Origin of the sequence: Shewanella sp. HL-SH4 (assembly GCF_051164845.1) — a bacterium.
Taxonomy (GTDB): Bacteria; Pseudomonadota; Gammaproteobacteria; order Enterobacterales; family Shewanellaceae; genus Shewanella; species Shewanella glacialimarina.
Genome location: NZ_CP195037.1, coordinates 597,287 through 616,263, shown reverse-complemented (window position 1 = coordinate 616,263; position 18,977 = coordinate 597,287). Strand labels below are relative to the sequence as shown.

General features: G+C 39.8%; 18 protein-coding genes and 1 riboswitch. Of the genes, 7 read left to right on the top strand and 11 right to left on the bottom strand.

The window, feature by feature from the left end:
- Positions 1-2: 2 nt before the first annotated feature.
- A complete protein-coding gene (locus tag ACRWQL_RS03580) occupies positions 3-1,364 on the top strand; it encodes an ATP-binding protein (RefSeq protein WP_434952411.1) in 1,362 nt (453 codons plus the stop codon).
- A gap of 59 nt (positions 1,365-1,423) precedes the next feature.
- Here the strand turns inward: ACRWQL_RS03580 and ACRWQL_RS03575 are convergent, their stop codons facing one another.
- The 5 genes from ACRWQL_RS03575 to ACRWQL_RS03555 form a co-directional block, all read right to left on the bottom strand.
- Positions 1,424-3,133 carry a proline--tRNA ligase gene (locus ACRWQL_RS03575; RefSeq protein ID WP_434952409.1) on the bottom strand — a complete coding sequence of 570 codons (1,710 nt, stop codon included), beginning with the start codon at positions 3,131-3,133 and terminating at the stop codon, positions 1,424-1,426.
- Positions 3,134-3,277: 144 nt separating this feature from the next.
- Positions 3,278-3,841: an acyltransferase gene (locus tag ACRWQL_RS03570; RefSeq protein WP_434953326.1), complete on the bottom strand. Its 564-nt coding sequence runs from the start codon at positions 3,839-3,841 to the stop codon at positions 3,278-3,280.
- A gap of 62 nt (positions 3,842-3,903) precedes the next feature.
- A complete protein-coding gene (gene tsaA, locus ACRWQL_RS03565) occupies positions 3,904-4,635 on the bottom strand; it encodes a tRNA (N6-threonylcarbamoyladenosine(37)-N6)-methyltransferase TrmO (RefSeq protein WP_226415977.1) in 732 nt (243 codons plus the stop codon).
- A gap of 80 nt (positions 4,636-4,715) precedes the next feature.
- On the bottom strand, positions 4,716-5,111 hold the full coding sequence (rcsF, locus tag ACRWQL_RS03560; protein WP_434952408.1) for an Rcs stress response system protein RcsF: 396 nt from the start codon (positions 5,109-5,111) through the stop codon (positions 4,716-4,718).
- 125 nt (positions 5,112-5,236) lie between these two features.
- Positions 5,237-5,644, bottom strand: a complete 408-nt coding sequence (locus ACRWQL_RS03555; protein WP_434952406.1) for an H-NS family histone-like protein — start codon at positions 5,642-5,644, stop codon at positions 5,237-5,239.
- Positions 5,645-6,168: 524 nt separating this feature from the next.
- Here ACRWQL_RS03555 and ACRWQL_RS03550 point away from each other — a divergent pair.
- From ACRWQL_RS03550 to ACRWQL_RS03535, 4 genes are all read left to right on the top strand, one after another.
- Positions 6,169-6,918 carry an electron transfer flavoprotein subunit beta/FixA family protein gene (locus ACRWQL_RS03550; protein ID WP_434952404.1) on the top strand — a complete coding sequence of 250 codons (750 nt, stop codon included), beginning with the start codon at positions 6,169-6,171 and terminating at the stop codon, positions 6,916-6,918.
- Between the two features lies 1 nt (position 6,919).
- Entirely contained in the window at positions 6,920-7,843 is a 924-nt protein-coding gene (locus ACRWQL_RS03545; RefSeq protein ID WP_434952402.1) for an electron transfer flavoprotein subunit alpha/FixB family protein, read from the top strand.
- A gap of 78 nt (positions 7,844-7,921) precedes the next feature.
- A riboswitch (Lysine riboswitch) is annotated at positions 7,922-8,119 on the top strand.
- Positions 8,120-8,195: 76 nt separating this feature from the next.
- Positions 8,196-9,755 (top strand): Na+/H+ antiporter NhaC family protein, encoded by a 1,560-nt coding sequence (locus tag ACRWQL_RS03540; protein ID WP_434952400.1) that lies wholly within the window; start codon positions 8,196-8,198, stop codon positions 9,753-9,755.
- Positions 9,756-9,884: 129 nt separating this feature from the next.
- Complete coding sequence (locus ACRWQL_RS03535) at positions 9,885-10,463, top strand: thymidine kinase (RefSeq protein WP_226410353.1); 579 nt, start codon at positions 9,885-9,887, stop codon at positions 10,461-10,463.
- Positions 10,464-10,654: 191 nt separating this feature from the next.
- Here the strand turns inward: ACRWQL_RS03535 and ACRWQL_RS03530 are convergent, their stop codons facing one another.
- Positions 10,655-12,688 (bottom strand): methyl-accepting chemotaxis protein, encoded by a 2,034-nt coding sequence (locus ACRWQL_RS03530; protein ID WP_434952398.1) that lies wholly within the window; start codon positions 12,686-12,688, stop codon positions 10,655-10,657.
- A 263-nt stretch (positions 12,689-12,951) separates the two neighbouring features.
- On the opposite strand from ACRWQL_RS03530, the gene ACRWQL_RS03525 reads away from it, so the two are divergent.
- Entirely contained in the window at positions 12,952-13,611 is a 660-nt protein-coding gene (locus ACRWQL_RS03525; RefSeq protein ID WP_434952395.1) for a fumarylacetoacetate hydrolase family protein, read from the top strand.
- 15 nt (positions 13,612-13,626) lie between these two features.
- Positions 13,627-14,412, top strand: a complete 786-nt coding sequence (locus tag ACRWQL_RS03520; protein WP_434952394.1) for a hypothetical protein — start codon at positions 13,627-13,629, stop codon at positions 14,410-14,412.
- 58 nt (positions 14,413-14,470) lie between these two features.
- Here the strand turns inward: ACRWQL_RS03520 and ACRWQL_RS03515 are convergent, their stop codons facing one another.
- From ACRWQL_RS03515 to pfaD, 5 genes are all read right to left on the bottom strand, one after another.
- A complete protein-coding gene (locus tag ACRWQL_RS03515) occupies positions 14,471-14,842 on the bottom strand; it encodes an MmcQ/YjbR family DNA-binding protein (protein ID WP_434928826.1) in 372 nt (123 codons plus the stop codon).
- 137 nt (positions 14,843-14,979) lie between these two features.
- Positions 14,980-15,837, bottom strand: a complete 858-nt coding sequence (yghU, locus tag ACRWQL_RS03510; protein WP_434952392.1) for a glutathione-dependent disulfide-bond oxidoreductase — start codon at positions 15,835-15,837, stop codon at positions 14,980-14,982.
- Between the two features lie 165 nt (positions 15,838-16,002).
- On the bottom strand, positions 16,003-16,728 hold the full coding sequence (locus ACRWQL_RS03505; RefSeq protein ID WP_434952390.1) for a substrate-binding periplasmic protein: 726 nt from the start codon (positions 16,726-16,728) through the stop codon (positions 16,003-16,005).
- A 244-nt stretch (positions 16,729-16,972) separates the two neighbouring features.
- The gene (locus ACRWQL_RS03500) at positions 16,973-17,227 is read right to left on the bottom strand and encodes a hypothetical protein (protein WP_434928829.1); all 255 of its coding nucleotides are present in this window, start codon (positions 17,225-17,227) and stop codon (positions 16,973-16,975) included.
- Positions 17,228-17,323: 96 nt separating this feature from the next.
- On the bottom strand, positions 17,324-18,964 hold the full coding sequence (gene pfaD, locus ACRWQL_RS03495) for an eicosapentaenoate synthase subunit PfaD (RefSeq protein WP_434952388.1): 1,641 nt from the start codon (positions 18,962-18,964) through the stop codon (positions 17,324-17,326).
- Positions 18,965-18,977: the final 13 nt, after the last annotated feature.

Genomic DNA, 18,977 nt, shown 5'->3' with positions numbered 1-18,977 from the left:
ACATGAATGCGTCCCTTGAGAAGGTGTTATTTACTGTAAGCCAATCAGAGTTGATTGATAAAGGCGACTTAAATAGTGCTTCTCAGCTTATTATTTCGTCAGTTTGTCAAGGACTTAGAGTCGAAAGAGCGGGTATTTGGTTGCTATCGGAAGACAAGCAATCTATAGCATGTTTTTTGTTATTAGATAATGAATCTAAACAACAGAACATAAGCTTAACGCGTGAACAATTCCCTTGTTATTTTAATGCATTAGACTCTGAAAGGATCATCTCAGCCGACAACGCTTGTGTGCATTCGGCCACGTCGGAATTTGTTGATATGTATCTAGGACCTCAGGGGATTGTATCTATGTTAGATAGTCCTATTCGGCATGCGGGGAAAATGATTGGTATTATTTGCTGTGAACATAGAGGCCAAATAAGGCAGTGGAGTCGTGATGAGGAAGTCTTTGTTGGCGCTTTAGCCGATTTGTATGGACGTGCAATAAATGCAAATGAGGTACGTACTCAACAAGTTTTATTAGAGCAACTTAACGCTAAGTTGGAATCTATCGTTGCCTCTCGCACCCAAGAGCTCCAGCAGACCTTAACCCACTTAAAAGCGACTCAAGCCAGTTTGATAGAAAGTGAAAAACTGGCAGCGCTCGGTAATTTGGTTGCTGGTGTGGCGCATGAGGTTAATACCCCTCTAGGTATTTCAGTCACTTCAACCAGTCATTGTATTGATGAGCTGAATAAGCTTAAAAAATTATTTTCTGCTGGTGAGTTAGATGAGAAAGAGTTTGAATATTTTATCAGTACTATGAGTGATGGTTTATTGCTTATCGAACGTAATTTATCCCGTGCAGCAGAATTGGTCCATAATTTTAAGCGAACAGCAGCGGATCAACTGACTTTAGAGAAAGAATACTTTAATTTAACCGAATATTTAGGGCAAATTTCTACGCCATTAAGACCACTAACCCGCAAGCAGAATATTAATTTGGATATTCAATTAGCGGAAGAAATCATGGTTGAGTCTTATCCTGGTGCAATTGCTCAAATATTTACAAATCTAGTATCGAATTGTTTTCGCCATGCTTACCCAGATGATTTTATCGGTGACAAAACCATTATTTTAGGGGCAGAGGTTTACGGTGACGAAATTAAAATGTTTTATAAAGATAATGGAAAAGGATTAAGCCAAGAAGTTAAGGATAGAATGTTTGAGCCTTTTTTTACGACTGCTAGGCATTTGGGGGGAACCGGATTAGGCATGTCTATTGTGTATAATTTAGTGACTCAAAAATTAGGTGGGCGAATAAATATTGTGTCAGAGTTAAATAAAGGTCTCGAAATTGAAATATTTATCAAGGCAAAATAAAAAACGCACTCTAAAGTGCGTTTTTCTATATTAAGGTATTTAAATCAGTTGGTTCAATACTATTTCACAGCGGATAAGAACGTCATGATTTGATCGAAAGGAATGTTTTGTTTCTCCCCTGTACGGCGATTTTTATATTCAAATACACCTTCATCGATATTACGATCACCAATAACGATAACATGAGGTAACCCAATCAGCTCCATGTCGGCAAACATAACTCCAGGGCGCTCTTTACGGTCATCCATCAGTACTTCTATACCAGCAGCTTGTAAGTCAGCGTAAAGTTTCTCAGCCATATCTGCAACGCGATGAGATTTATGCATATTCATCGGTAAAATACCGACCTGGAATGGTGCAATTGATTCAGGCCAAATAATCCCGCGGTCATCATGGTTTTGTTCAATAGCGGCAGCCACTATACGGCTAACTCCTACACCATAACATCCCATTAATAATACTTGGGCTTTACCATTTTCATCAAGTACAGTCGCGTTCATTGATTTTGAATAGTTAGTGCCTAATTGGAAAATATGACCCACTTCAATACCACGTGCCATTGCATAGGTGCCCAGACCATCTGGTGTAGCTTCTCCTTCAACCACATTACGAATATCGGCAGCTAACGCTAAAGGTAAGTCACGCTCCCAGTTGATACCAAAGAGATGCTTATCATCTTGGTTTGCACCAGCAGCAAAGTCGCTTAACACCGCCACACTGTGATCGATAATAATTGGCATGCTCAATCCTACAGGGCCAAGAGAACCTGGTCCTGCACCTACAGCCGCTCGAATTTCAGCTTCAGTGGCAAACTCTAAAGGTGATGCAACCGCTTCAAGTTTATCGGCTTTGATTTCATTGAGTTCGTGATCGCCTCGCACAATTAATGCCACCAAAGGTGCGTCTTCTGATGCGCCTTTAACAATTAATGTTTTAATCGTTTTAGTGATATCAAGGCTAAACTGTTCAACTAACTCAGTAATAGTTTTTGCATTAGGTGTATCGACTGGCTTTAGCTCTTGAGTCGGTTCTTGACGGGTTAGCGTCGGCATTGGCGATTCAGCTTTCTCTATGTTAGCTGCATAATCACTGCCAGTAGAATAAGCAATTAAGTCTTCGCCACTGTTCGCTAATACATGAAACTCATGCGAAACACTGCCACCAATTGAGCCTGTATCAGCAAGAACAGGGCGGAACTCTAATCCCATACGGCTTAAAATATTGCTGTAAGCGGTATACATGGACTGATAAGTTTCATCCATGGTTTGTTGATCTAAATGGAATGAGTAAGCGTCTTTCATTAAAAATTCACGAGCACGCATAACACCAAATCGTGGACGAACTTCATCACGGAATTTGGTTTGAATTTGATAGAGGTTTATCGGTAACTGTTTGTACGAACTTAATTCTTTACGTACTAAGTCTGTAATCACTTCTTCGTGAGTTGGGCCTAATACGAAATCACGGTTATGACGGTCTTGGAAGCGAAGTAGTTCCGGGCCAAATTTTTCCCAACGTCCAGTTTCCATCCATAAGTCAGCAGGTTGGACTAACGGCATAAGAATTTCTATAGCACCTGCATTGTTCATTTCTTCACGCACGATACCTTCGACTTTACGAAGAACTCGTAAACCTGACGGCAACCAGCTGTATAAACCTGACGCATTACGACGGATCATACCCGCACGTAGCATTAACTGATGGCTAATGACTTCTGCATTTGCAGGGGTTTCTTTTTGTGTTGAAAGCAGGTACTTACTAACTCGCATTCCAGTATCCATTATGAGTAAAAATCAATGGAGGTCATTTTAGCACTTGAAGCGTTTATGTCACCTGATTATTAGTCATTGAGTAAAGTTACTTTAACAACTTGGGATATAGACATTGAATTATTGTTTTGCGGTAGATAAGGCTTATTTATCACGTCTATTACCAATCACTTTAGCCGGATTGCCAGCCACAATAGCGTATGCTGCGACGTCTTTAGTCACAATGCTACCCATCCCAATAATGGCTTTGTCGCCTATGGTGATGCCATCGACCAAACCCGCTTGAGCGCCAATCCATACATCTTGACCTATTATGATGCCTTTTGATGATGTTGGTTGTTGATAAATAGGCGAGTCGGGTGACATGCCATGGTTAAAAGCATACACAGTGACATTATTTGCAATGCGAGTTTGTGAGCCAATATGAATACCTGCCTGACCACCATCTAAACTGCAACTATGATTAATAGCCACTTCATCGCCTAACGTTATAGGCCCGTGCATAAAGACATCCGCAGCAATCATGCATTTATCGCCGATAGTAATATTTCGACCTGGCTCTGCAAATAACTTTGCTTCAGGCGCAATAAAACATTGCTGACCAATGCTAATGGTTTCAAGTTGAGTTAATTTAATTTGAATAGCTTGCTGCCAGGGCGTAGCCCATTCTAATAACTTAGGCTTGAGATTGAAATAAAGCCAGGGCATCCAGGACAGTCTTTTTTTCTGCTGTTTTTGGTAATCGAGTAATGCCAACGTTTAGTCCTCGTTTACTCATCAAGTAAAACCACAGACGTGGGTTTTAACGTTAATACGATAATTTGGTTATCAATCACCTGCCACAAAATATCAAGGTCATATAGGGCGACTTGATAGATTTTTGGATCCTCTTTTGCTTTTTTGTAAGCAGGCCTGGGGTCTTGGGCTAATACTGCACTAATTAGCGGCTGTAATTGAGCATATTTTTCATTTTCTGCAAGTGTTGATAACTGAATACTCGCATTATCAGAAAAAACAACCTTTATTAACTCAGGCGCCTCCTGTGCTATACCGCCCTTGGCGTCTGTAATGGCATCTGAAAAGGGAATATAAGGTTTTATATCGATAATAGGCGTGCCATCTAATAAATCCATGCCGGATATTTCAAGACACACTTTGCCTTTTCGTTTCACAATACCGTGTAATTTAACCACAGACTGTCCAATACCGTTTGGCCTAAAAGTTGAACGTGTCGCAAATACACCCAGTTTTTCGTTGCCACCTAAACGAGGTGGACGAACGGTTGTTTTCCAGCCTTGAGCTAAATTTTCATGAAAACAAAATAATAACCATAGATGAGAATATTGTTCAATTCCTCTAATTGCATCAACAGTATTTAACGCTGGAGCAAGTTCAATATAACCTTTTACATCGACTAATCCTGGCTGGCGAGGAATACCAAATTTTTGTTTATAAGGGGTTCGGCAAATTGCGACTGCACTAATTTGAGATGTAAACATGATGGCTTATCAACTAGGTATAAAAAGGAGCTGCAATATAATAAAGTCTGATATTGCAGCGATAAAATGACTAAAATAAAATATTATTTTTCTTGCTCGTGTTTAATGGCTTGTCCAATACACAAACTGCGACTAACACAGGCTTTATCCTGTTCTTCAATGATCAAGCATTGTTTGATAATAATGCCATTGGCACCCATATCTGCAGCCTTTTTACGGGCTTTAGTTCTTGCATCTTGAATCGATGCAGGTGCATCGTTTGATTGCTCCTGACAAACCTCACCCTCAGCTAAACCAATAATGGCATAATTGCCTTTTGGTAGGTTGTTTTCTTCATAAACAGTGACATCACCCACTTTAAAGTATTCATTAATCGCTTTGGGATCAAGATTACTGTTAAAGGCATAGTCACCTGCACAAGCTGTTAATAATAAAGATAAAGATGAAAGGGTTAACACTTTAAGGATAGGCGAAAACATAGATGTGCTCACTTAATTCAATTTAATTATAGTTTACTCTCTCTTTATTAGAGGTAAAGGCAAACTTTAATTTGTTTAAAAAAAACGCCTACCGAAGTAAGCGTTTATTATTAATGCTTGAACTATTATTCCATGCCAGGAATTAAAAAGGCACTCATGGATTTACCAGCATCAACTTCTTTTTTAAATACCGTTGGCATACGGCCTTGGCCAGTCCATTGAATTAACTCACCGTCTAAGGTGATTTGATATTTTGCTGGACGAGGAGCGCGTTTTTTAGGTGCTGATTTGCTTGCTGTGACTTCGCCAAGATCTTCAATCGATAAACCACTGTTTTCGATTTGAGCTAAAATACCAGCAATAAGAGCATTTCTTTCAGCATTTGCCGCTTCATCTGCTTTGGCTTCTTCTTCACGTTCAACGATAATTTTATCAAGTTTTGCAGCAAGATCGGTAAGATCTTCAATACTGAGTTCTTTTACAGCAGCTTTAAAACGACGACCATGGGTTAAAATATCTAAAAAATCACTCATAATATTAAACGTCCTAATGAATTGGAATTTACATAGTTTTTATTTGTTAGTTCTGACGTTGAATGAATAAATGCCGCATATTATGCCCATTAATCTTGATTGATACATGTCAGTACTAAAAGCATAATCAAAAATATCTCATTCCTTAGAAATAAATTCCTTCGAGGTTAACTTTTAACATCAAGCTTTATTTTTGAGCAATACATTCAAATAAATTAATAACAAATTAATAAAATAGTATTTATCAATAACCGTAATAATAGAAAGATATTGAGTCTTGATCAATTTAATTTATCAAAAATAAGCTTATTTTATTAATTAGCCTAAAAAGGCTGTTAAAAACGACATGAAGGGTACATATAAGTGAAAAATGTTACTTTAGCTTGCCAATTTGTATGCTATATTTTTTCAAACAAGCGTTTAACTTAGGTTGACGTTAACGTTAACAGGTCGTAAAGTTGAGCTATCTTGCATTGGCATTGGCCAATGTGTTGTCTATAGACAAGGTGTAGGAAGGAAACCCTATGAAAATATTGGTGCCTGTAAAGCGCGTCGTTGATGCCAATGTAAAGGTCAGAGTAAAAGCTGATAATTCAAATGTTGATACCGCCAATCTAAAAATGGCATTAAACCCATTTTGTGAAATTGCAGTTGAAGAAGCGGTTCGCCTCAAAGAAGCTGGAATTGCGACTGAAGTTGTTGTTGTTAGCGTTGGTCCGAAAACGGTGCAAGAACAATTAAGAACGGCAATGGCTTTAGGTGCAGATCGTGCCATCCATGTTGAAACCGAAGAAGAGTTAGTATCACTCTCAATTGCTAAGTTACTGCATGCCGTTCAGCTAAAAGAACAGGCTCAACTGGTGATATTTGGTAAGCAATCTATTGATGGTGACAACAATCAAACTGGCCAAATGTTGGCAGCACTTGCTGACATGCCACAAGCCACTTTTGCATCAGAAGTTAAAATTGATGGCGAGACTATTGTGGTAACCCGTGAAGTCGATGGCGGTTTACAAACGTTGAAAATGCCATTGCCAGCGGTTGTGACAGTTGATTTGCGTTTAAATGAACCTCGTTATGCTTCATTACCAAATATTATGAAAGCTAAGCGTAAGCCTCTGGAAATATTATCTATCCCCGACTTAGGTGTAACGTTGAAAGCACATCAAACCGTATTGAAAGTTACGCCTCCAGCAGAACGTAAAGCTGGCATCATGGTGTCTTCTGTTGAAGAACTTGTCGAAAAATTAAAAAACGAAGCGAAGGTGATCTAATATGACCATTTTAGTTTTAGCTGAACACGATAATGTGCATTTAAAAGCCGACACAGCCAAAGTGGTTGCAGCGGCTACTGCAATTGGTGGTGATATTCACATTTTAGTGGCGGGAGCTCAATGTAGTGAAGCGGCCAAAATGGCGCAAACATTAGCTGGCGTTAATAAAGTCATTGTGGCTGACTCAGCTGTATATGCTAACCAATTAGCCGAAAACTTAGCTAAGTTAATTTTGAGTATGTCTGCAGACTATTCACATATTTTATCCGCAGCCTCAAGCGTAGGTAAAGACACGTTACCGCGTGTTGCTGCCTTATTAGATGTGGCGCAAATATCTGAAGTGATTGACGTAGAAAGCGCAGATACATTTATACGTCCAATATATGCAGGTAATGCATTAGCGACAGTCAAAAGCTTAGATGATAAAAAAGTCATGACAGTACGTTCAAGTGCATTTGATGCGGTTGCTTCAACTGGCAGTGCTGAATTAGCCAATATTGACGAAGTGATTAATGCGCGTACTGAGTTTGTATCACAAAGCTTAACTGAGTCAGTTCGTCCTGAATTAGGTAATGCTGGTATTATTGTCTCTGGTGGTCGTGGAATGGGTAGCGGTGAAAACTTTGCTATTCTAGAGCAACTAGCGGACAAGTTAGGTGCCGCTGTTGGGGCTTCGCGCGCCGCAGTTGATGCGGGTTTTGTCCCTAACGATTTACAGGTCGGTCAAACAGGTAAAATTGTTGCTCCTGATTTGTATATTGCAGTCGGTATTTCTGGCGCAATTCAGCACCTTGCGGGTATGAAAGATTCTAAAGTAATTGTCGCGATCAACAAAGATCCTGAAGCACCAATTTTTCAAGTAGCTGATTATGGACTAGAAGCTGATTTATTTGTGGCTATTCCGGCACTGAATAATTTGTTGTAAATGTGATTTGTGTCACAATATTCGGCCGTAGGGTGGTAACCTTACGGCCGCTATGTTTTTATGTGCTCGCATTTTTACCCTTTAAGTAGAGGTGCATTAAATAATAGTAAAGGTAAGTAGGGTGATGCCTGTGATTTACCTTGAAAGGATTTAATGCCGAAGTTGCTATTGATATCGGTCAATACAGCTGGTGTTGTCGCCAAATAGGTGCAGCACTGCCATAGTATTTTTTGTCGGGATGACAAAGATAAATTACTATGGAGCGCTACTGATAGGACAGGTGTCTCTAAGGTATAACATTACCTTACACCGGTTCAGTCGCCTCCATTCATACATACTCGATGAATAAATAATGAACGTACTTAGTCATGCCGATTCGGCACTATCTTTACTTCCACCTCTTGTTGCCATTGTTCTGGCTATTATCACCCGTAAAGTATTACTGTCCCTTGGGGTGGGGATTGTGGTCGGCGCATTATTACTTACTCAGTTCTCTTTAGGGGATAGTAGTCTATTTTTGCTCAACACAGTCCAAGGGCTGGTTTGGAGTGATGGCGCGCTAAATAGCTGGAATTTACAAATCTTAGGTTTCTTAGTCATGCTAGGCATGATAACCGCTTTAATAACCGTTAGTGGCGCAGCCAGGGCGTTCGCTGATTGGGCTAAAGGGCATATTCGCAGTAAACGTGATGCCAAGTTAATGACCATCTTTTTAGGCTGCGTGGTGTTTATCGATGATTATTTTAACAGTTTAGTTGTCGGCTCAATTTCAAAACCCATTACCGACAGATACCATATCTCGCGTGCAAAATTAGCTTATTTATTAGATTCTACAGCGGCTCCCATTTGCGTTATTTCACCAATTTCAAGCTGGGGGGCCTACATTATCGCCTTGATTGGTGGCATTTTAACCGCGCATGGCTTTACTGAATCAGGTCATTTGAGTGTGTTTGTCCAAATGATCCCGATGAATTTTTATGCCATATTCGCGTTACTGTTATTATTATGTGTTGCCTTGTTCGGTCTTGATGTTGGCCCTATGCGGCAACATGAATTAAATGCCAAAAAAGGTGAGCTTTATGATGAATCTAAAGGCCTTCCCCCTGGTGCAAACGCTGACCTGCCTGAAGCAGATACGGGGAAAGTAATTGGTTTATTTTTACCTATTTTGACATTAATCGTTGCCACAGTTTACTTTATGATAACTAGCGGTGCAGATGTGCTTGCAGCCGATGGTAAAGTCTTTACTATTTTAGGCGCTTTTGAAAATACTCAAGTGAGCCAATCACTATTTTATGGATCAGTCATTGGTTTTAGTATTACGTTAATTTTAGCTTTTATTCAAAAGTTAGAGATGGGGATGATTTTTAAAGGTGTGGTTACTGGTGCGCGTTCAATGTTACCCGCTATCTATATATTATTGTTTGCCTGGTCTATTGCTGGTGTGATTGGTCAGCTAGAAACCGGTAAATATATGGCAAGTTTAGTTACAGGTTCAATTCCTTTTGAGCTTTTACCTGTGGTGTTATTTATTCTTGCAGGCATTACCGCTTTTTCAACCGGCACAAGCTGGGGTACTTTCGGCATTATGTTGCCAATTGCTGCCGATATGGCAATGGGAAGCGACTCAAATATGATGTTACCTATGCTGTCAGCTGTGCTTGCTGGTGCTGTTTTTGGTGATCATTGTTCACCTATATCCGACACCACTATTTTGTCATCGACAGGGGCCAGTTGTCATCATATAGACCATGTTATCACTCAGCTACCTTATGCCTTAATTGTCGCGCTTATCAGTATCGTTGGCTATACAGTACTTGGCGTTACTGGCTCATTAATCAGTGGTTTAGTCGCCTGTAGCCTGGTATTTGTGATAAGCATATTAGCGTTAGCTTTTTATGCGCGTCGCTAGCCGTTAATCATTTATCGTTAACATTTATGATTAATAATGCCGCTCAATCGTTATTAAGCGGCATTATTATTTGTGGTTAATGGTCATATCAAAGTAGAATTTAGTAAAGCAACAATATTGGACATTATTTTGGCGCAACTGTATTTTTATTATTCGTCGATGAACGCGGGTAAATCGACCTCATTATTACAATCTTCTTATAATTATCGCGAGCGTGGCATGCACACGTTAGTTATGACAGCATCAATTGACGATCGCTATGGCGTTGGCATTGTTGCATCACGAATTGGTATACAAACTGATGCGCAAGTGTTCGCCAGTGGCGATGATTTGAGTGATATTATTGGTCAATCACATCAACAGAAACATATTCATTGTGTACTTGTCGATGAGAGCCAATTTTTGTCAAAAGCACAGGTTAAGCAGCTGACTCATGTGGTGGATAATTTAAATATCCCTGTATTGTGTTATGGGCTGCGAAGTGACTTCCAAGGTGAGCTATTTACTGGTAGCCAATATTTATTAGCTTGGGCTGACAAATTAGTTGAGCTAAAGACGATTTGCCATTGTGGTCGCAAAGCCAATATGGTGGTTCGTTTAGATGGTGATGGCAAACCAATGAAAGAAGGTGAGCAAGTGGCGATAGGCGGCAATGAAACCTATGAATCGGTTTGCCGTAAGCACTTTAGAGAGTTTTTATGGGATTAACCCAGCTAAGCTAGTATGATGAAAATGTCACTTTAAAAATCTAATCTTAAAGTGACATTTGATTATAACGATACTAATTACCACAATATCATTTCACTTATCTCTTTGAGCATTCACTTCTATCTCTAAGTATTAAATACCTAGCGCACTTAATGTCGTCTTTAACACTCAAATGCTTTAGTTCTCAAAAACTATAACTTAAACCGTTCAACAGATGCGGTTAATGAATGGGCTAATTGATTTAATTCCTGGCTTCGCTTCGCCATTGCTGAGGACTCTTCTGCATTATGTTCAGCAGACTCTGCTGTTTCAGCCATAGTATGCTCAATTTGCTCACTAAAACTGACCTGTTCATGTGCCGCATGATTAATACTTTGACTCATTTTATCTATGGTTAACAGCGCCGACTCAATATGTTCGATGGCATCATGAAGTGCCTGGCTTTGTTCAACACATTGGTTAGCTTGGGTTTGTCCTTGGGTAATCGCTTTCACCGCATTTGTGGTTTCATGCTGCAGAGCATCTATCATGGTTTGAATTTCAGCGGTAGATGATTGCGTTCTTGAGGCAAGGGATCTTACTTCATCGGCGACTACGGCAAAGCCTCTGCCGTGTTCTCCCGCTCGTGCAGCTTCAATTGCCGCATTTAAGGCCAATAGATTAGTTTGGTCTGCAATAGCGCTGATAGTAACTAATATTCCACCAATGTTATCGCTGTTTTTACTTAGGCTATTCATGATGTTAACCGAGTCAATTAACCCAGTTGATAACTGTTCAATTCGACCACGGTTATCATCAGCAATACCTTTGACATGCTTGCCTTGTTCCGAAGCTAGGCTTATCTGGCTAGCCGACTCATTTGTCTGCTTATTCACTAAATTCGAACTTTGATGAATGTGTTCTGCGAGTTGTTTCGCTTGATTGATTTGATGAATTTGACTATTGGCTGCATCAGCAATTTTCTGACCCTGATTTTGTGAGTTAATTGCCGATTCATCTAATAGATGTGCATCGCGGCTAATATCTCGTAATAGTGAAGTTAAATCATCTGATAGCTTGTTGATATTGTCCATCAACTCGCCAAACTCATCATCGTTACGCTTTGTGAGACGTTTAGATAAATCTCCACTAGCAATACGAGACAAAGCATGATTAACCGCTCTAAGTGGGCCTAGCATGGCTTTAGAGGTAAAATAGTAAATGATAATAGCAAGTACGATGAATATTAACGCTAACGCAATCGCTAAGGTTTGTGCCGTGCTTATTTCATCGGATGCGACGTTTTTAAAGTCGTTAAAACGTTGATCTGCTAAAATCATTAACTTGCTTAGCTCGGCAAAGCTTGAGTCGAAATATTGATTTGATTGACTATATGCCATATCAGCCTGTTGGATTACCTCAACCACTTTACGCTGACTTTCATATAGCGTGCCCGGTGTATCGAGTAAGGCTTTCATTTGCTCGAATTGTTCAGCAAAAATAGCTAACAAATCATCTGCTGGCAGGGTTGCAGTTTGCTGTTTTAAAAATTGAAAATTAGTCTCAATACTATTAACCATCATTAAGATATCTTGCTGGTGATTATTGACATTCTGTAAATCTGTAAATCGAGCAACTTCACCTATGATATTACCCATATTATAGATGGTATCGTCTAATCGAGTGCCTGTCCCTATAACCTCTGCCAATAAATTGTCTTGATCGCCTGCATCTATTATCTCTAAATCGATCATACTATTACTGGCGGTATCTTTTATTTTTTGAAACCTTTGATACTGCTTTTTATAATCTGCACGCGCCTGTTCAATGGTTAATTTTGCATTGAACATAGTTTCACTTTGCTTGATGTATTGTGAGTATTGTTGCGTCACATTATCTAGAGCCTGTTTCATTTTAGGTTGATCAGCGACTTTATTTGATAAGTCCTTAAAGGTTATTGAGTATTCATTTTGTAACAGCTTAAATCGAGCAAAGCTGCTACTAATATTGTCATTTCCCGTCTGTGAAAAGGCTAAACTACCTGTTTTGGCCATTTTGAGTAAGCTTAATTGAAGTGCATTACTTTGTGTTTGAACAGGAACGGCTAAGATTTCGATGTTAGTGTTAGCTGTTTGGATTTGTGTTAGCGAACGATAAAAGAAGCTACTTCCTGCAAGAAGCAACACACCAATCGTCGCAAAGCCCAAGGCAATTTTTTGTTTGATTGTTAGCTCAAGCAAGTTCATTTGAGGTCCCTTTCTAAATAATGGCAATAGCAATTTTTCATTATAATTATATGCTTTTAAATAAGATTAAGCCGTTTCAGTGTAGTCAATATAATCAATGGTTAATACATTTTATGGCAAATAAATAAGTGATTTAATAGCAGCCTTTTAGGTCATATTGAACGATGAAGATAACTTATATCGGCAAAGGTTAAATTAAGTGTAGTGCTTTTATTTTGTATACGGGATAATTCTTTATGTTTTCCACTATTTAGCAAATTAATATGCAGCAAATACTGATCAGGCAGCAAGGCGCTGTCACTCCCTCAAAAATCGTCTGTATTGGGCGAAATTATGTCGAACATATTTATGAGTTAGGCAATGATATCCCCGACGATATGGTGGTATTTTTAAAACCCAATAGCGCAATAAGTGCTGAGTTAATTAGTTTTCATCAAGAAACTATTCACTATGAAGCTGAGTTATGCTTTTTAGTCGAAAATGGACGTTTTAGCGCGGTAGGCATTGGGCTGGATTTAACCAAACGTCAATTACAGAGCCAGTTAAAGTCCAAAGGGTTGCCATGGGAGCGGGCTAAAGCATTTAATGGATCGGCGATATTGAGTGACTTTATGCCGATAAGTGCGAGTAACCAAGAATGGTGTTTTAGTTTGACGATAAATGATCAACTCGCCCAGTTAGGGCATAGTCAGTTAATGATGTATTCACCCGCACAAATCTTTAATGAGCTGGCTTCATTTATTACCTTAGAAGATGGGGATGTCGTCATGACAGGTACGCCAAAAGGCGTGGGGCAGGTTATTGCTGGAACCGTGTTTAAGTTAACGCTGTGGCAGGGGATTGAGTACCACTCAGATCAGCAGTTATTATATGATATTAGTCATTCCGTACCACTTATAACCCAGCAGTGGCAGGCTATTTAGTGATTAAGGACAAGTATGTTAAATATCAAGCAAATTTATCAATTAACCCAGCACCTTTTTACGCAACGTAAGGTAAGGGATCCCGCTTCTGAGTGTGAGCTTTTTAAACCAGAAAGTATCGATGACGCTTTTGCTGTCCAGCAGCAGATGATTGAATTGTCCGGTAATGCTGTAGCTGGGTGGAAGTGTTTAGTGCCGTTAGATAATGGACAACTTATATTTGCCCCGATTATTGCAACAGCAGTTAATCAACAAGCTTGTTGTACAATCATTGCTAGCCAAAAAGGTGATGAAGCCGTTGGGTTAATTGAACCGGAAATCGCATTTGTTTTAGGTCAAGACTTCGATGCTAATCAAGAATACAGCATTGAAAAAATTGATAGTGGCATACGTGCGACTCATATGGCATTAGAATTAATTCAAGGACGGTTTAGTACTGATTATTCTGCCAGTTACTTCGAAAAGCTGGCTGATGGCTTAAGTAATCAAGGGCTGTATTTAGGGCCAGAAATTGACAAAGCATTAGCCTATCAAGCTAGTAAGGTTAACATCACCGTTAGCCATCAAGATGAAATACGGTCGTTTAACGGGATTCATCCGTGTGACCTGCCGCAAAATCCAGTTTATTGGTTAGTTAATTATTTAACATCTAAGGGCATTAGCCTTAAAAAAGGCCAAGCCATTATTACAGGGTCATACTGTGGCGTGATCAAAGTCCCTATGGACACCTTGGTTAAATTTCAATATCAAGGATTAGGTGAGATGCAACTGAAATTCATAATGCAGCATGAGCTAGCATGAAGTTTGAATGTAAAATAAGTATCAGTAAATGCTTATAATTTCAAAATGTATCGAATATTTACATGTGCAATAAAATGGATGTTTGTTCGTGTTTGAGTAGCTTATCAACAACAAGCATGAACGAGTTATCCATCAGTCGTTTTATTTCACCATTTGGAATATGTTGTTCAGTTGATTGATTAAAATAAACCGACACCCAATGCTTTTTATCCATATGATAACCGGGGGTGATAGACGAGAAAATATCACATAATGCAATGGCTTCATCAGGATCACACTTAAGGTTTATCATTAAAGCATCGTTGTTCCAGCCAATTAAGGCAAACATTTTATTTTTGACTTTAAATACATGTGTGCCTGGCCCAAAGGGAAATGTTTCAACCGCTTCGGGTTTGGCAAGCAAGTATGCTCTTAACGTGTCAAAATCCATTGTGGCTCCCATGTGATAGACTAAGAAGTCAGTTAAACCACAATATCATTTATTATTGATTAACTGACTTATTATTGGAAAATTACTCATGTACAAGGTAAATATTATAAGGCTTTCAGCCTATAAAGGTTCATCTTTTATGGTTTTAGGGCTAAAACCTTATCAATATCTGCGGCACTGTGGCGATTAGGAAGTTGTTCCCAGGCTTCTCCCCAACTGCGGTTAACTATTCTTCCACGTTGAACGGCCGGACGTTGTTCAACAGCTTTTGCCCAACGCATCACATTTTTATAGCTGTTTACGTCTAAAAACTCTGCTGCATTATAAATATTCCCTAGCACTAAATTACCGTACCATGGCCAAATCGCTATGTCAGCAATAGAGTATTCCTCGCCAGCAATAAATGAATCCTTGGCAAGTTGTTTATCTAATAGGTCTAATTGGCGTTTTACTTCCATTGAAAAACGATTAATAGGATACTCAAACTTTTCTGGGGCGTAAGCATAAAAATGTCCAAAACCACCGCCAAGATAAGGCGCTGCTCCTTGTAACCAAAATAGCCAGTTCATGACTTTAGTGCGGGCTGCTATGTCGGTCGGAATAAGATAACTAAATTTGTCGGCCAAATATAATAAAATTCCACCTGATTCAAATACGTTTATGGCTTCAGTGCTTGAGTTATCAACTAACGCTGGAATTTTTGAGTTGGGGTTAACATTAACAAATCCAGAAGAAAACTGATTACCTTCACCTATATTAATAATATGTGCATCATACTCAGCCGCATTTATCCCCGCAGCAAGCAACTCTTCAAGCATAATAGTGACTTTCTGGCCGTTAGGCGTTGCTAATGAATAAAGTTGTAACGCATGTTCACCAACCGATAAAGCTTGCACATGACGGGCACCGGAATCAGGGCGATTGATATTGGCCCATTGGCCGCCATTTTCACTGTCCATTGTCCATACTTTTGGAGGGGTATATTCATTTGTCATGATAAATCCTTAAATAGTGTCAATTCGGTATATGACATAGCGCAAGTGTTATAACTGGGATATTGGGCGCTTGTGATGAAATTAAACCCTAAGGGTAAATTTGAAATAGCAGCGTAAGTTATGGTTTAAGGTAAAACAGTCTAAGTTATCTCAATAACTATATTTCTAATCACCTAAACTTGCTAACACCTCAGCTTCTGCATTACGAAGTAACTTATCAAGTTCACCACTCTGTTTCATGGTTTTGATTACGGCATCTAGCCTAGGCACTAATGCAGCATGCTTTTGATTAACGTAATGATATAAGTCCAGTGTGGCTAAGGCTGGCGGTAATGCCTTAACGTAATCGATGTTTAATTTCTTAATCGCGTATAAACCGTCAGATGTATTGGTGAGTGCGATGCTAGAAGGACTATCATGCAGAGCAAGCATCATAGTTTGAGTATTATTGTAATCAAATACGTTTCTTAAATCAGCGGTAATGATATTAGTGTGCTTAACGCCCCTGACTTTTAGTAAGTTATACTTAGATAAATCAGCCTGAGATGTTAATACAATGTGATTATCTTTGTGCACAAATGCCATAGTCTCTAATTGATAGTAAGGAGTGGGTATACGGATCAAGTTGGGATTTTCTTTACCATAACTCCAAATTCGCATTATTTCGCCGTCTTTATGGCCTGACGCTGCTTCACGTTGTGCGCGCTTCCCCGGCATCGGCACTATGCTAATGGTTAATCCCAGTTTTGAATAAATGACAGGCAATACTTTTGCGCCGACCTGCTGTTCAAATAAGGAGTCTATAGAGGCAAACTGATAATCTTCAGTTTGAGCAAAACTTACGCCGCAAAATACTATCGCAGCAAGGGCTAACATAAAACGATACTTCATTGATAACCTTGAGTTTCTGTTTTTATTATGTAAGGCATATTAATATGCAAAACGTTTATGTACTTTTAATATTATAGTGTTTGTTAGTAAAAATGTAGACCGAGGTTAGATATATTTTATTTCAACCATTGTTTAATGAATGTTATTTATTTTAAAACACGGTAACTCAAGCTTGTGCCAATTCAGGCAATAAAAAAGGCGCTAAAGGCGCCTTTAATCATTAAAAAAATGCACTTTACTCATATTACATCAAGGATACTGCTTCCATATCAAGCTCGATATCAGTACAGCCTTTTGCGCAATAAATACCCGGTGCTTTTTCGCTGGGTTTGGCTTTATGAGTATTTGGCGGTAACAATAATGTCAGTGGTTTATTACACTCACTGCAAGTTGCACTATTGCCCTTTAACATCCGCTTAATCAAATTTTTATGCTGATTAAAAGACGCTAATGTTGTGCCATTTACCGCTGAGAAATCCAGTTTTTGCGTTTCACTCATAGCCGTTACCTAATTTAATTGTCAGTCGCTTCCTTTTAAAAGAGACTGACATTACTGATACTTTTATTGATACCAGCTTGCTATCCAAGTGGTTAACTATTTCACCAGATCCTGTGGGCGCCAGCGTTGTAATTCAACGGGAACTGCCACACCTTGGGCGGTAAGTAAGTTAACTCGGGCTTGGTATGCGGCGCCATGCATCATGTGTTTAGCTAAGTCTACCGCATTTCGCTTAGTATAATCATCTAAATAACTGCCTTTAGCCCATTCATTGAACGCGCCTAGTGAAGGACCTGCCCAAATTTGGTAGTCCATTTCACGGCCCACTTCACCAGTGTTAGACCAGCGGCTAGATAACCCTAAATACCAGCGGAAAATCAATGCCATTTTTCGTTTTGGATTATCTTTAGCGCGCTCAATTTGTTTCGGGTCACGTTCATTAAAATGTGCGACTGTACCAGCCCAAATATCTTCTAAACTTGAGCGGAACACTTGTTTTTCAAGCTTTTCACGCTCATCAACAGGGATGGCTTCGATAGAATCATAGCGAGTATAAAGCTCATACAGTTTGTTGGCGCGCATCGGAAACAAGGTGCCGCGTTTTACCACTTGCAGCTTAACGCCCATCTCAAACATATCTGCCGCTGGTGCCATAGTCACATCGGCCATTTCGGTGGTAGCCAAAAGTTTACGTGTATATTCACTCGCGCCAGCTTCAACACAAGCCTGGTTGATTGAGCCGGTCACAATGAACGCTGCGCCCATGTTAAATGTCGCCAGCGCAGCATCGGGTGTACCCACACCGCCACCACAACCGACACGGATCGGTGTTTTGTATTGATATTGCGCTTGGACTTTGTCTTTAAGTGCCAAAATAGTCGGCAATAACGTCACCAAAGGACGATTGTCGGTATGGCCGCCAGAATCGGCTTCTGCAGTAATGTCATCAGCCATCGGCACAAGTAGCGCTAGTGCCATTTGTTCTGGGGTAATTAAGCCTTCATCAACCAGTTTTTGGAGCATTTTTTCAGGAGCCGGCTCCATAAATTTAATCGCCACTTCGGTGCGGCTAATTTTAGCTATCACTTTATTGGCGATATTAATCTCGCCATTTGCATCACGGCTTAATCCGGCGGCGCGGTAGTACACAATTTGTGGGGTTAAGCCTAAAAAGGCTGATGCCTCAACGGTACGCACTTTGTGCTTTAAAAATAATTCCACACTGCCGCGCTCTAATGCGGGCTCGCTTGGGCTGTGGATTAAGTTAAACATATACGGGCCGTTTGGCAGCGCCGCTTGAATGCGGCTAATAGCTTGTTCAACCCGTGATGGAATAAGACCTGCTGCACCAAATGAGCATAAAATACCTGCCTGGCCTAAGGCTATCACTAACTCTTCAGAGGCAATGCCATTGGCCATAGCACCTGCATAATAGGCGTATTTAACCCCGTGAACACGACGGAAGTTACTGTCACCTAAGCTTTGGGTGCCAAGGGCTGGGGCAAACGCACTCACCGGTAAGTTTTGGTTATTTGCCGTTAACGCATCATTTTGCTCAGTAATCACCTGAGCATGTTGAGCCACACCCAACCCTTTCTCAGGGTGATTAATTAAATAGCATGCCTGTGACAAATCTTTTAGTTTTTTGCCAATAGTAGCAAGGTCAAAATTGGCATCGTTTGAATCTACTATCCAAGGCCATGGTGAAAGCTTTTCGTTATGCACTTGTGTTGTCATTATTATTCCTTTT

Bases quoted from the DNA above. Each gene is read 5' to 3' on its own strand.
- ACRWQL_RS03505 (WP_434952390.1), bottom strand. From the start codon at position 16,728: ATGAAGTATCGTTTTATGTTAGCCCTTGCTGCGATAGTATTTTGCGGC.
- rcsF (WP_434952408.1), bottom strand. From the start codon at position 5,111: ATGTTTTCGCCTATCCTTAAAGTGTTAACCCTTTCATCTTTATCTTTA.
- ACRWQL_RS03530 (WP_434952398.1), bottom strand. From the start codon at position 12,688: ATGAACTTGCTTGAGCTAACAATCAAACAAAAAATTGCCTTGGGCTTT.
- ACRWQL_RS03545 (WP_434952402.1), top strand. From the start codon at position 6,920: ATGACCATTTTAGTTTTAGCTGAACACGATAATGTGCATTTAAAAGCC.
- ACRWQL_RS03570 (WP_434953326.1), bottom strand. From the start codon at position 3,841: ATGCCCTGGCTTTATTTCAATCTCAAGCCTAAGTTATTAGAATGGGCT.
- ACRWQL_RS03575 (WP_434952409.1), bottom strand. From the start codon at position 3,133: ATGCGAGTTAGTAAGTACCTGCTTTCAACACAAAAAGAAACCCCTGCA.
- ACRWQL_RS03500 (WP_434928829.1), bottom strand. From the start codon at position 17,227: ATGAGTGAAACGCAAAAACTGGATTTCTCAGCGGTAAATGGCACAACA.
- ACRWQL_RS03515 (WP_434928826.1), bottom strand. From the start codon at position 14,842: ATGGATTTTGACACGTTAAGAGCATACTTGCTTGCCAAACCCGAAGCG.
- pfaD (WP_434952388.1), bottom strand. From the start codon at position 18,964: ATGACAACACAAGTGCATAACGAAAAGCTTTCACCATGGCCTTGGATA.
- ACRWQL_RS03580 (WP_434952411.1), top strand. From the start codon at position 3: ATGAATGCGTCCCTTGAGAAGGTGTTATTTACTGTAAGCCAATCAGAG.
- ACRWQL_RS03550 (WP_434952404.1), top strand. From the start codon at position 6,169: ATGAAAATATTGGTGCCTGTAAAGCGCGTCGTTGATGCCAATGTAAAG.
- ACRWQL_RS03555 (WP_434952406.1), bottom strand. From the start codon at position 5,644: ATGAGTGATTTTTTAGATATTTTAACCCATGGTCGTCGTTTTAAAGCT.
- ACRWQL_RS03525 (WP_434952395.1), top strand. From the start codon at position 12,952: ATGCAGCAAATACTGATCAGGCAGCAAGGCGCTGTCACTCCCTCAAAA.
- yghU (WP_434952392.1), bottom strand. From the start codon at position 15,837: ATGACAAATGAATATACCCCTCCAAAAGTATGGACAATGGACAGTGAA.
- ACRWQL_RS03520 (WP_434952394.1), top strand. From the start codon at position 13,627: ATGTTAAATATCAAGCAAATTTATCAATTAACCCAGCACCTTTTTACG.
- ACRWQL_RS03540 (WP_434952400.1), top strand. From the start codon at position 8,196: ATGAACGTACTTAGTCATGCCGATTCGGCACTATCTTTACTTCCACCT.